The sequence below is a fragment of the Microbispora catharanthi genome, assembly GCF_006334915.2.
GTDB lineage: Bacteria > Actinomycetota > Actinomycetes > Streptosporangiales > Streptosporangiaceae > Microbispora > Microbispora catharanthi.
The window spans coordinates 601,371-613,475 of record NZ_VDMA02000001.1; the positions used below are offsets into that span (position 1 = coordinate 601,371).

At 70.7% G+C, this 12,105-nt stretch carries 10 protein-coding genes and 1 tRNA gene; 5 read left to right on the forward strand and 6 right to left on the reverse strand.

The genetic code is table 11. The annotated features are described in order from the left end of the window. The first annotated feature begins 16 nt into the window (after positions 1-16). On the forward strand, positions 17-1,192 hold the full coding sequence (locus FH610_RS02815) for an ABC transporter permease (RefSeq protein WP_139572782.1): 1,176 nt from the start codon (positions 17-19) through the stop codon (positions 1,190-1,192). Positions 1,193-1,278: 86 nt separating this feature from the next. Here FH610_RS02815 and FH610_RS02820 read toward each other — a convergent pair whose 3' ends face one another. After that, a complete protein-coding gene (locus FH610_RS02820) occupies positions 1,279-3,969 on the reverse strand; it encodes an AAA family ATPase (protein ID WP_205825488.1) in 2,691 nt (896 codons plus the stop codon). Positions 3,970-4,100: 131 nt separating this feature from the next. Here FH610_RS02820 and FH610_RS02825 point away from each other — a divergent pair, with 131 nt between their 5' ends. After that, positions 4,101-4,469 carry a nuclear transport factor 2 family protein gene (locus FH610_RS02825; protein ID WP_139572590.1) on the forward strand — a complete coding sequence of 123 codons (369 nt, stop codon included), beginning with the start codon at positions 4,101-4,103 and terminating at the stop codon, positions 4,467-4,469. 153 nt (positions 4,470-4,622) lie between these two features. Then, positions 4,623-6,044 (forward strand): MFS transporter, encoded by a 1,422-nt coding sequence (locus tag FH610_RS02830; protein WP_205825489.1) that lies wholly within the window; start codon positions 4,623-4,625, stop codon positions 6,042-6,044. Between the two features lie 100 nt (positions 6,045-6,144). Here the strand turns inward: FH610_RS02830 and FH610_RS02835 are convergent, their stop codons facing one another. After that, positions 6,145-6,402: a hypothetical protein gene (locus FH610_RS02835; protein WP_139572591.1), complete on the reverse strand. Its 258-nt coding sequence runs from the start codon at positions 6,400-6,402 to the stop codon at positions 6,145-6,147. 166 nt (positions 6,403-6,568) lie between these two features. After that, complete coding sequence (locus tag FH610_RS02840; protein WP_139572784.1) at positions 6,569-6,910, reverse strand: DUF5713 family protein; 342 nt, start codon at positions 6,908-6,910, stop codon at positions 6,569-6,571. Positions 6,911-7,100: 190 nt separating this feature from the next. Here FH610_RS02840 and FH610_RS02845 point away from each other — a divergent pair, with 190 nt between their 5' ends. Then, positions 7,101-8,510 (forward strand): S28 family serine protease, encoded by a 1,410-nt coding sequence (locus FH610_RS02845; RefSeq protein ID WP_139572592.1) that lies wholly within the window; start codon positions 7,101-7,103, stop codon positions 8,508-8,510. A gap of 104 nt (positions 8,511-8,614) precedes the next feature. On the opposite strand, the gene FH610_RS02850 is transcribed toward FH610_RS02845, so the two are convergent. Further along, positions 8,615-9,418 carry a hypothetical protein gene (locus FH610_RS02850; RefSeq protein ID WP_205825490.1) on the reverse strand — a complete coding sequence of 268 codons (804 nt, stop codon included), beginning with the start codon at positions 9,416-9,418 and terminating at the stop codon, positions 8,615-8,617. A 92-nt stretch (positions 9,419-9,510) separates the two neighbouring features. Between FH610_RS02850 and FH610_RS02855 the strand changes: the two genes are divergently transcribed. Continuing rightward, entirely contained in the window at positions 9,511-9,756 is a 246-nt protein-coding gene (locus FH610_RS02855) for a hypothetical protein (RefSeq protein WP_139572593.1), read from the forward strand. Positions 9,757-9,826: 70 nt separating this feature from the next. On the opposite strand, the gene FH610_RS02860 is transcribed toward FH610_RS02855, so the two are convergent. Both FH610_RS02860 and FH610_RS02865 read right to left on the reverse strand, forming a co-directional pair. Then, a complete protein-coding gene (locus tag FH610_RS02860; RefSeq protein ID WP_139572594.1) occupies positions 9,827-11,410 on the reverse strand; it encodes a TROVE domain-containing protein in 1,584 nt (527 codons plus the stop codon). Positions 11,411-11,798: 388 nt separating this feature from the next. Then, positions 11,799-11,863 (reverse strand) — tRNA-OTHER (locus FH610_RS02865). Between the last annotated feature and the right edge of the window lie 242 nt (positions 11,864-12,105).

Genomic DNA, 12,105 nt, shown 5'->3' on the forward strand with positions numbered 1-12,105 from the left:
GCTCACGCCCGCCCGGATGGCTCCGCGTGACGTGGCCCGGGTGGGGGCGGCCGGGCTGCGCACCCGGCCCGCTCGGGCGCTGCTGTCCGCGCTGGGCGTCGCGATCGGCATCGCCGCGATGGTGGCGGTGGTGGGCATCTCGTCCTCCTCCCGCGAACAACTCGACCGTCAGCTCGCCGCGCTCGGCACGAACCTGCTCACGGTCTCCCCCGGGCAGACCGTGGAAGGCGGGGACGCGAAGCTGCCCGCCGAGGCCGAGGCGATGATCTCGCGAATCGGCCCCGTCACCGCCGTCTCGGCGACCGGGGCGATCCGCAACGCCAGGGTGTATCGCTCGGACAGGATCCCCAAGGTGGAGACCAACGGGCTGGCCGTGATGGCCGCCCGGACGAGCCTTCCGCGGACCGTCGGCGCGGCCCTGCGCGCGGGCGCCTGGCTGAACGGCGCCACCGGCCGGTATCCGGCCGCGGTGCTCGGCGTGTCGGCGGCGGAGCGGCTCGGCATCGGCCGGCCCAGCCCTGATGTGACGATCCTGGTCGGCGGCGAACGGTTCACCGTGATCGGCGTGCTCGACGAGGTCGCGCTCGCGCCCGAGCTCGACACGGCCGTCCTGATCGGCTGGAACGTCGCGGCGGACCTGTTCCGCTTCGACGGGCGTGCGACGACCGTCTACACCAGATCGCGGGACAGCCAGGTCGAGGCGGTTCACGCCGTGCTCGCCGCCACCGCCGACCCGGAGTCACCGGGTGACGTCGCGGTGTCCCGTCCCTCGGACGCGCTGGCCGCGCGGCAGGCGGCCGACACCGCCCTGAAAGGGCTGTTGCTGGGCCTGGGCGCGGTGGCGCTGCTGGTGGGCGGTATCGGGGTGGCCAACACGATGGTGATCTCGGTGCTGGAGCGCCGGGCCGAGATCGGTCTGCGCCGCTCGCTCGGCGCGACCCGGGGGCAGATCCGGGTGCAGTTCCTGGCTGAGTCGCTGCTGCTGTCGGTGCTCGGCGGAGTCGGCGGGGTGCTGCTGGGCATCACGGTCACCGCGGCGTACACCGCCCACCAGAGCTGGCCGACAGTCGTGCCGGTCTGGGCGACAGCGGGGGCGCTCGCCGCCACCACGCTCATCGGCGGCGTCGCCGGGCTGTACCCCGCGATCCGCGCGGCCCGGCTGTCCCCGACCGAAGCACTGGCCACCCCCTGACCGGGGAATTCGACGATCTCTCTGGCGCACGCACAGGTGGCTCCCCGCCGATGAGGCGACGGCCCCGTCCGGTGAGACATGTCGGCTCAGGCGGGATCGCTCAGGTCGAGGGCGGCGAGCTCGGCGCGGGAGGCGACACCGAGCTTGGGGTAGGCCTTGTACAGGTGGTAGCCGACGGTGCGTGGGCTGAGGATCAGCTGGGCGGCGATGTCCTTGTTCGACAGGCCTTGGGCCGCCAGGCGTACGATCTGCAGTTCCTGCGGCGTGAGGTCGGCCAGGATCCCCCTGGCGCGGAGCTTCGGGGCCCTCGTGCCGGTCGCCTCCAGCTCCGCCGTGGCACGGTCGGCCCAGGGGCGCGCGCCCAGCCTCTCGAACGTCTCCAGCGCCTCACGCAGGTGGCCGCCCGCCGCCGCCTTCCGACGGGACCGGCGCAGCCACTCGCCGTACAGCAAAGACGTGCGGGCGTGCTCGAACGGCTGGCCGCGGTGGCTCAGCGCGGCCAGGTAACGGTCCTCGACCTCGTCCTCCGCGCCCAGGAGTGCGCGGCACCGGTCCGCCAGCGCCTGGGGCAGGGGCTGCTCGGAGAGCAGCGCCCAGCGCTCGTAGCGGGCGAAGGCGGGCCGGGCGCGCGCGGGCTTGCCGTGACGCACGGCGGCCTCGACCAGGTCGGGCACGCAACGCATGGCGGAGATGTGGTACCAGCCCGGTCCCTGGGCGAGGGCCTCCAGCCGGGTCAGGGCGGCCTCGACCCGCCCGCACCCGAGGTCGAGCACGCCACGCGCCCAGTCGACCCACAGCGCCCCCTGCATCGGGACGACCGCTCCGCCTACCGCCTCGTCGCAGAGCCGGCGGCACCCCTCCTCGTCACCGGCGAGGGCGGCCAGATAGGCCAGGACACTCTTCAGCTGGATGACCCACTGGTGCTGGCCGGTGTCCTCGGCGATGCGCAGCGCCGAGGACACCGTGGTCAGCGCGTCGTGGTGGCGCCCCTCGTGGAAGAGCTCCGCCTCCGCCAGGAAGAACAGCACCGTCGGCAGGATGCCGATGCGTCCCCGCGCCCGGCACTCCTCCGCCAGGCGCGTGGTGATCTCCAGGGTGTGGACGTCCGCCCCGATGACAAGCGGGGCCCCCGCCAGCAGCACCTGCTCGCGAGGATGATTGCTCGTCAGCAGGGCCCGCGCGTCGGCGACGGCATCGCCGAGCGGGGGCAGGCCCGCGGCGGTCCCGTCGACCAGCCGGGCGAACGCCCCGGCCTGCACCCGGGCGACGGCGCCCATCGGATCACCGGTCGGGATCGGGATGCGGCTCAGCCGCGCCACGTCCTTGAGTTCGGGTTCGCCGACGTACCACCCGGTGTGGAATGCCTGCGTCAGCATGCGCACGGCCTGAGCCGGGGCGATCTCGCGGACGAGGTCGGCGGCCGACAGCACCAGCCGGTGGGCCTCGCCGTACCGCCCGCGCCAGAAGTCGGCGGTGGACCGGACGTGGAGGAGCCTCGCCTTCAGCAGCGGGTCGGTGAGGTGCTCGGCCGCCTCCCCGGCCAGCGCCCCCGCCCGGTCGAGCTCGCCGGCCTCGGTGGCGGCCTCGGCGGCCAAGGCGAGCCGTCTTCCCCGGGCGCCGGCGTCGTCGGTGAGCGCCGCGGCGCGTTCGTACGCGGCCGCCGCGGCCGCGTAGCCGCGGCGGTCGGCGGCACGCAGAGCGGTGCGCTCCAGCTCCGCCGCGGTCTCCTCATCCGGCCCGACGGCCGCCGCAGCCCGGTGCCATGCCCGGCGGTCGGCGTTGTGGTCACCGGACAGGACGTCGGCGAGCGCGGCGTGGACGGCGAGGCGGAGGCCCACCGGCGCGCGCTGGTAGACCGCCTCCCGGATCAGCGGATGGCGGAAGGTGACCGCCCGCTCGTCGACCGCCACGAGCCCGGCCTTCTCGGCCGGCAGCAGGGCGTCGGCGCCGAAGCCGAACCGCTCTCCCGCCGCCAGCACCTCGCCGAGCCGGTCGGTCATGGCCGCGACCAGCAGCAGGGTCTGGGTCGCCTCGGGCAGGTGGTCGACCTGTCCGGCGAACGCCGCCCGCAGCCTGCTGGTCAGTGGAAGGCCGCCGGGCCGCGACGGCGAGGCGTCGCCGCTCAGCGCGGCGGGCAGCTCGATCAGCGCCAGCGGGTTGCCCTGCGCCTCGGCGAGCACGCGGTAACGCAGGGCCGGGGTCAGCACCGCGTCCTCCAGTACGGCCGCCGCGGCGGCCGCGCTCAGCCCCCGCAACCTGATCTCCGGCAGGCCGGGCATGTGGTCGCCGCGGGTGGCCATGATCAGCGCGACGCTCTCGGCGCCGAGCCGCCGCGCGGCGAAGGTCAGCGCGTCCAGCGAGGAGCGGTCCAGCCAGTGCGCGTCGTCCACCAGGCAGAGGACCGGCCCGTCCTCGGCGGCCTCGGCCAGGAGGGAGAGCACGCCGAGGCCGACGAGCAGGCGGTCGGCGCCCCGCGCGTCGGCCAGGCCGAAGGCTCCCTCGAGGGCCTGCCGCTGCGGTTCGGGCAGCGCCGCGATCCGGTCGAGGACGGGACGGATCAGCAGGTGGAGCCCGGCGAACGCCAGATCGCTCTCGGACCGCACGCCGACGCTCCGCATGATCTGGAGGTCGCCGCCGTGCGCCGCCGCGTACTCCAGCAGCGCCGTCTTGCCGATGCCCGGTTCACCGCGCACGACCAGTGCGCCGCTGCTTCCCGCGCGAACCTCGGCGAGAAGCCGATCGATGGCCGATATCTCCGGTTCCCGTCCGTGCAGCATGGAGGACAAGTTACCTATACGAATCCGGTCACAGCGATCACGGTTGCCTAAGCACGACGGATTCCTCGTCCGGTGATTCTCCGTACCTTCGTGACCTGCATCGACACGAAGCACGAACAACGGAGGAACTCATGTCCGACGTCAACGACCTCGTCGCCCGCTACATCGCCACATGGAACGAGACCGACCCGGCCGCCCGCCGCGCGGCGATCGACGAGATCTGGGCCGAAGACGGCGCCTACACCGACCCGATCGCGGTCGCCGAGGGCCGCGCGGAGATCGACGCCACCATCGCCGCCGTGCAGGGCCAGTTCCCGGGCCTCACCTTCACCCTGGTCGGCCCGGTGGACGCCCACCACGACATCGCCCGCTTCGGGTGGGAACTCGGGCCGGCCGGCCACGAGGCCCTCGTCGTGGGCTTCGACGTCGCGGTCCTCACCGCCGACGGACGCATCGGAAAGGTGTACGGGTTCCTCGACAAGGTGCCGGCCGGGATCTGACCCCGGAGCGCGGCCCGCGCCACCCGCGCGGGCCGCACGCCTCGGGCAGTCCCCGCCTGCATCCGCACGGGCTTCATGACCTCAGGCGTAATCGCCGTGATGCCGTACCCACCGCGAAGCTGAGCGTGGAACGGCGCGAGCAGGAGGAGAACATTGACGACCATCACGTCACCGCGGTCCACGCGGGTTGCGGCGACCGGCGGCAGCGCCGGGTGGGGAAGCCTGCTGGTGCTCCTCACCGGTGTCTTCATCACCACCCTCGACTTCTTCATCGTCAACGTCGCGATCCCCGCGACACAGCGCGAGCTGAACGCCGGCCCGTCGGCGATCCAGTTCATCGTCGCCGGATTCGGCGTCGCCCTGGCCTCCGGGCTCGTCCTCGGCGGACGGTTGGGTGACCTGTACGGGCGCCGGCGGCTCTTCTCGATCGGCCTGGCCGTCTTCACCCTGGCCTCGGCGGCCTGCGGCGAGGCCCCGACCGCCGGGTTCCTCATCGGCGCCCGGATCGCCCAGGGCGCCGGGGCGGCTCTGCTGATGCCGCAGGTCCTCGCCCTCATCAACACCCTCTACACCGGAGAGCACCGCACCAAGGCGTTCAACGCCTACGGCATGGCCCTCGGCTTCGGCGGCGTGTTCGGGCAGCTCATCGGCGGCGCGCTCATCAGGGCCGACATCGCCGGCCTCGGCTGGCGCACTATCTTCCTGATCAACGTCCCGGTGGGCGCGGTCACACTGCTGCTGACCCGGCGGCTGATCCCCGAATCACGGGCCACCGGGGCCCGTCTGGACCTGACCGGGGCCGCGCTGGTCTGCCTGGGCCTGGTGGCCATCGTGTACCCGCTCGTCCAGGGCCAGCAGCAGGGCTGGCCGGCCTGGACGTGGCTCTGCCTGGCCGCCGCCGTCGCCCTCCTGGCCGCCTTCGCCCTGCACCAGCGCAGGACGGCCGCGCCCCTGATCGACCCGGCGTTGTTCCGGCACCGCTCGTTCTCCGCGGGCGTGGTCGTCAGCCTGATCTATTCGATGACGACGGGCTCGTTCTTCCTGGTCCTGGCGCTCTACCTCCAGGAAGGTCGCGGCCTTGACGCTCTCGGCTCCGGCCTGATCTTCCTTCCTCTGGGCCTCGGCTACTTCGTCTCCTCGGCCATGTCCGGCCGGGTCGCGGCCCGGCTCGGCCGCCAGGTCGTCACCCTGGGAGCCCTGGTCGTCGCCCTCGGGTACGCGGCCCTGGCCGAGACGGCCTCGGCCCTGGGCACCGGGCGTCCCGTCGCGTGGATCATCCCGGGCCTGCTCGTCGCCGGTGCGGGAATGGGCTTGATCATGGCCCCGCTGCCCGCGATCGTCCTGGCGGGAACCGATCCCCGGCACGCCGCCGCGGCCTCGGGCGTCCTGAGCACGGCCCAGCAGGCGGGCGGCGCGATCGGGGTGGCGCTGGTCGGGATTGTCTTCTACGGCGCCCTTGGCGCTCCCGCCCCCGCCCACTACCCGCACGCCTTCGCTCTCGGCCTGGCGCTCCTGGTCGGTCTGGCCGCCGCCGTCGCCGCGCTGGTCCAGGCGCTGCCCCGCCCCGCCCGCTGACCCGGGGCCGAGCCCGCGAAGTCCGAGAAGGTCGACGAGCCGTGATCCGCCCAGGGAAGGGGCGGATCACGGCATGCAGGTAGACGACGCCGCGTCGCCGTTATTCCTCGACCTTGGCGAAGGAGCCCGAGTAGTCGTAGCGGGCCGGGCACACCGACTTGCCGAGGCACGCCTCGTCGGCCCCGATGCCGGGGGTTCCACGACACGCGGGTCTACCGCGTCCTGTTCGCGGGCGAACCCCGCCTCGCCCGCCTTTCAGCTGCCAGTCGATGGCCCGATACAGCTTGCCGCACATGCTGTCGATGCCCTGCTTGATGCTGCGCTCCAGTTCGTCGAGTTCACCAAGGCATTCGCGCAAGTGGTGGAGCCTTTCAGGAGAATTCCCGCGAATAGCTAAATATCGTCACATATGCCACTCCATCATCCGGCCCTCATCAGAGCGAAAGTGGTCTGGTAGGCGGGGACCATCGCGGAGCGGTCACGACGTACCCCCGGCCCCGCCTCTGCGGCTTATGGGACTCGGCTCACCATTCCCGGCCGGCGATCAACTCCTCCGCGTCCGCCTCCGCGAACCCGTATGCCGACGCCACGAACCAGAAGTCTTCGGCGATCGCCTCTCGTGCGAAAGTCTCGATCTCACTGCCGGCCGCCTCGAACTCCGCCTCCAGCGCGTTGAACTCCTCCGTCGCGGCCTCCGTGAGCACGTACAGCGCCGCCAGGTGCGGCGGCCGCTCGGCCTCGATCCGCTCGCAGAGCCGCAACAGGATGGCTTTCCCTTTGTCGACGACGTGATCGGGAAAGTACTCGTCCTCGTACATGCCCTTGAGAAAGGCATGCTCGGCCACCTGCCGGTTCGTCGGCGCCACCGCGATCTCCCATTCCGTGGACAGCTCGGTGATCCGATGCTGCACTACGCCACCGACAACCTCTGCCCGGTCTGGGGCGACACGGGCGGCCGTGAGCCGGATCCCTTTTGCGGTTGTGTCGACATATACCGATACGACAGAGTCTTTCCGATCACTGTTGTGGATCTACGTCGACATGGGAGGAAACGGCATGGCGGGTCGCCGGTACGCGCGGCTGAAGAGTCCGGTCCGGCGGACGCGGGGGCCCCTGGCGTTGTTCTCGGCGGCGCTGACGTCGTCCCTCCTGGTCGCGGTCCCCGCGGCGGCCGCCCCGGCGACCGGCGCCGGGACGGTCCTGGCGAAATCCGCGGCCTCCACGGCCGGGATCGCGAAGGACGACCTCCTGGCGCGGCTCAGGGCCGTCCCCGGTCTCCGGGTGGTGTCGGTGAAGAAGGGGCGGGCGAAGGGCTACAAGGACTACACCCTCACCTTCACCCAGCCAGTGGACCACCGGAACCCGCGCGGCGGCACGTTCCAGCAGCGGCTCACTCTCTCGCACCGGTCGGTGGACCGGCCCGTGGTCCTCTACACCAGCGGATACTTGATGCCGGAGAAGGTGTGGCTCCAGGAGCCCACCTATGTGCTCGACGCCAACCAGCTCTCCGTCGAGCACCGTTTCTTCGGCACCTCGCTTCCTAAGCGGAAGGATTGGGCGAAGCTCGACATCTGGCAGGAGGCGAGCGACGAGCACGCGATCGTCGAGGCGCTCAAGCAGGTCTATGGCGGCGCCTGGATCGGCACCGGAGCCAGCAAGGGCGGCATGACCGCCGTCTACCACCACCGGTTCTATCCGGGCGACCTCGACGGGGTCGTGGCCTATGTCGCGCCCAACGACGCGGTCCACGCCGACGACCGCGTCTACGAGCGGTTCTTCACGACCGTGGGCACGCCCTCGTGCCGGGCCGCCCTGCGTACGGTGCAGCGGGAGGCGCTCAAGCGCCGCAAGAGCCTGGTGCCCCGGCTTACGGCCATGGCCAGGCGCGAGGGCCTCACCTTCCGCCGCACCATCGGCACGGCCGACCGCTCCTTCGAGATGAGCGTGCTCGACTCCGCCTGGACGTTCTGGCAGTACTTCCGGCAGCAGGACTGCAAGGGCATCCCCGGTGAGAAGGCTTCCGACGCCGCCATCTTCCGATGGGTGGACAAGATCCAGACCTGGAAGCAGTACACCGATCAGGGCATCGAGCCGTACCTGCCCTACTACTACCAGGCGGCCACCCAGCTCGGCTGGGCGTCCCTGAGCTTCGCCCACCTCAAGGGCCTGACCCGGTATCCGGGGCTCTACCAGCCGAACTCGGTGCTGCCCGCGTCCCTCCGCTCCCGCTTCGACGGCAGGGCCATGCGGGACGTGGACGCGTGGGTGACCCGGCAGGCGAGCCGGATGATGTTCGTCTACGGCGGGCGGGATCCCTGGAGTGCCGAGCGGTTCACGCCGAAGGGGACGGACTGCCATGTGTTCGTCGCCCCGCGCGCCAACCACGGCGCGAGCATCAGTCACCTGTCCTCTCGCGACTTCGCCGAGGCCACGGACACCCTCAGGGGGTGGGCCCGGCTCACCTGAGCGCCTCCGGGCACGGATGGATCAGGGGCCTGGCCCGCTTCCATCTGCTGCCATCGCTTGCCGGCGCTTCTCGGAGCCATGTGCCCCCAATGTGCCCCGACCTGCTACGCGTAGTCGGCGGGGGGCTGAACAATGCCCACCCCACCAGTATGCGGCGTTGGCACATAGCCCTCTGAAGGAGTAGGAAGCGCGTCGATGCAGTCCAGCGAACAGGCGTTGACCAAGAGAGGAAGAGTGTCGGTGCCGACCCGCAGAGAGATCCATACTTGGTAGAGGCCGGCGTCGGCGATCGACCGGTCGCAGACACTGCATGCCTGAATCACGTCGGTCCCCCACACCGCGGGGTCGAGGCCCATGAGATCGAGATCCCGGGTTGATGCTCTGCCCGGCTGCAGCGAAGGAAACGGCGGTCGAATCTTGGCGTTACCGTACAGCGAACGAGTGCTGACCGTGCTGGCCTTCAGCTGTCGGCACCGGGCTAGCTCGTAGGGGAACCAGTGCAGGCGATGCGACGTGTAGGGGGTGAACTCCTGCACGTTGGTCATCGCGCCGATCTCCGGCGGGATCCGCAGCAGGTTGCTGCCATAGAGGACCAGATGCTTAACCTCAACGAGCTTGGCAATGGTCGGTGGCAGTGTGATGATCTGACGCCGTTCGGCCGGGCTGAGCTCAAGCAGGGGTCGGAATACCTCTCGGCCGTCAGCCGCCGCTTCTTCCACGAGCTCAAGCAGGTGTTGCCACCCAGAAGATGCAGTGTCCTGACGCTGTCCGTGGAAGCGCACCTCGTGCGGTGGACGTACCTCGTACTGATCGAAACACCGGCAGATCTCCCTGTCGGCCAAGTGCCCACCTTCGCCGACGGCGTCAGCCCATCGGTTCGCTAGAGGCGGGGCGGCGTCGTCCTCCATACGCGCACGGTAGCGCGATCCGGCATCGGCGGCAGGCGTTCGAAGTGGGCCCGCGCCCTCTGCATGCGGTAACCACCCACCGTCGTCCACCAGTGTCCAAGGCCGTTCGTCGGCCTTGTCACGCAGTTCGTCGCTTTCGTCTCCAGGGCATCGACGCGCTCGCGGAGGCGCTGGTTCTCGCGCCGGAGCTCGCCGAGCACGCGCTCGGCGCGGATGGCGACGTCGGCCAGGGCCACGCGGTCCATGCGGACGACGCTGCCGTTCGGGCGGAGGACCTCGACGGCGTCGGCGAGGAACCGTACAGGCTCGCCGCGCTCGGCTGCGACGGGTTGCCGTAGATCGGGTTCGTCATGTCCTCCCCTCACGGCCGCCTCGCCTGACCGCATGGCAGGCGAGGCGGCCTCATTGTCAGAACGGCCAGCCAGCGTGACGGCCCGCCTCCAGCAGCGGGATCAGCCGGAAGCACGCGTCGGAGAACCCGCCGAACTCATGGCGGTTGCCCGAGCCGGTCGGCATCGCCGCCGCCTTGTATCCGACGAGGTTGAACCCGTACAGCGGCACATGCGCCGGGACCGCGGTCGTGACCCCGCTCGCGTAGTAGCCCGTCATGGTCTGCATGTCTGAGAGGATCACCGCCCGGTCGTGCCCCTTCCAGGACCTGCACAGCGCGTCGGCGACTTGCGTGCCGTGGCCGACCTCGCCGATCCGTCCGCAGAAGCGCTCGACCTCGCGCAGCACCGACGCTCCCGGCCGGATCTCGTGCCGGAACGTGCCGTCTGCGAAGCCCACGAGGTCCACCTGGTCGCCGCGCGCCGCCAAGGTGACGCCGAACAGCGCAGCGGCCTGGACCGGCGTGACCGTCGACCGCGCGGAGACCGCGCCGGACGACATCGACGCCGACGTGTCGACGAGCACGAGCGTCCGCCCCGGGAATGAGGGCACGTTCCGGGTGGCCAGGGTCAGCGCCGTGTCCAGCGCGTGGCCCCACCGCAGCGACGGCGCCGTCCGGTACGCCGAGTAGAAGCGGAACGGCAGCTGCCGCGACCGCGCGACCTCCTCCGGGTTGGTCAGCTTGTCGATGATCTGACCCGCGAGCTCGTCAGTGATGCCGGCCTCATCGAAGTTGCGCAGGTTCCGAAGCAGCGCCATGTACCCCATGGAGGGAATGACCGCCGCCCAGGCCTGGGCGTCCATCGGGCTCTGCAGCCAGCCGGCGAGCGCCTCCCAGGTGATGCCCGCGGCAGCCAGGCGGCGCGGGTCGGCCAGCACGGAGCGTCGCTCCCCAACCGGGATAGAGAGCAGCTCGGCCCGGTCGCGCAGCATGCGCAGCGACTGCGGGACCGGCTTGTCCCGGCCGTGACGCCGGTCGAGCGCGTGAGCGAACAGGTCGCCCTGCCACAGCCGCTTGTCGCCGGCCGGGGCGGGGTGGACGAGATCGATGACGTCGCCGAAGCGGAAGCCGCGGGCGTCGCTGTCGTACTTCGCCAGGGACCGCTCCGTGTAGAGCCGCTGAACGGCGTCGGCGATGCCGCGCTTCACCGGCTTCGGGACGGCCCGGCCATACCGCGACGTCCAGTACGCAAGTGCCTCCCCCGGCTCGTCGGCACGCTGCAGCACGGAGGCGACCAGCTCGCGGTTGCCGCCCTGCAGTCCAGCCGCCAGGCGGGCCCGTACGGCCTCCAATGCGGCCACGACCGGCGCGGACCGCATGTTCGCCTCGCCGCGCAGCCAGGGCAGGAACCGGGCCATCCAGTCCCCGTCCTCGACGGCCACCTGGTGGACGAGGGCGCGGAAGCGCCCGTCGCGATCGCCGGCCTTCTCATAGAAGGTGTCCTCGCCCACCATGTTCGAGACGGCGAGGAGGAACAGCTCGGACTTGGCGTCGCGGATGTAGCCGGGCGCGCCCTCGTGCGTGCGGCCGGTCGGCTTCGCCTCGGTGGTGACCGGGCTGTCGGTCGCGGCCTGGGTCGTGCCACGGTTGAACTTGGACATGAAAACGGGCCCCTTCCGCGATGGGAGGAGCCCGCGTCCAGAGACCGTGCCCGAGATCAAGTCGGTGAAGCCACGTGGTGCTCTGCCAACTGAGCTACGGAGACCGAAGCCCCCGACTGGACTCGAACCAGTGACAACCCCATTAACAGTGGAAGTAGGCCTCGCCTGCGCACCGAGCACGCTCTGAAGTTGTGTTCCCCCCGAGATCAAGGTGACTGCGGCTTGCCCGCCAATCGGGCGACAGCCCCAGACGGGGGCTGAAAGGAATCGAACCTCGAAGTAACCGCTGTCGGCGCACCGGGAGGTGCATATGAAGTTGTGCCCCCCGAGATCAAATTCGGCGACGGGGTACGTAAGCGTCTTAGGCCACTAGACGACGCCGAACGAGTCGGCGGCGGGATTCGAACCCGCGTTGCTCCTTTGGAAGAGGAAGTAGCCGTTGCCTTCGCACCGGGAGGTGCATATCAAGTTGTGCGCTCCAGAGGTCGGGGACGGCGACCGGCGTAGTTTCACCCAAAGAAGTAGCCGGAGCCTTCGCACCTGGAACACCAGGAAGCCTAGCCATCTCCTGCGCCTCGCCGCTTCCCATTTTTGCCATGCGAACTCCGTGCACCCGGGAAGCATTGTCCGGATTTGTATCGCACAGGATGGGAGCCAGCCGGACATGCAGGAACGCTGAGAAACCGGCCATATGA

Bases quoted from the DNA above. Each gene is read 5' to 3' on its own strand.
- FH610_RS02815 (WP_139572782.1), top strand. From the start codon at position 17: ATGGCTCCGCGTGACGTGGCCCGGGTGGGGGCGGCCGGGCTGCGCACC.
- FH610_RS02820 (WP_205825488.1), bottom strand. From the start codon at position 3,969: ATGCTGCACGGACGGGAACCGGAGATATCGGCCATCGATCGGCTTCTC.
- FH610_RS02825 (WP_139572590.1), top strand. From the start codon at position 4,101: ATGTCCGACGTCAACGACCTCGTCGCCCGCTACATCGCCACATGGAAC.
- FH610_RS02845 (WP_139572592.1), top strand. From the start codon at position 7,101: ATGGCGGGTCGCCGGTACGCGCGGCTGAAGAGTCCGGTCCGGCGGACG.
- FH610_RS02850 (WP_205825490.1), bottom strand. From the start codon at position 9,418: ATGGAGGACGACGCCGCCCCGCCTCTAGCGAACCGATGGGCTGACGCC.
- FH610_RS02860 (WP_139572594.1), bottom strand. From the start codon at position 11,410: ATGTCCAAGTTCAACCGTGGCACGACCCAGGCCGCGACCGACAGCCCG.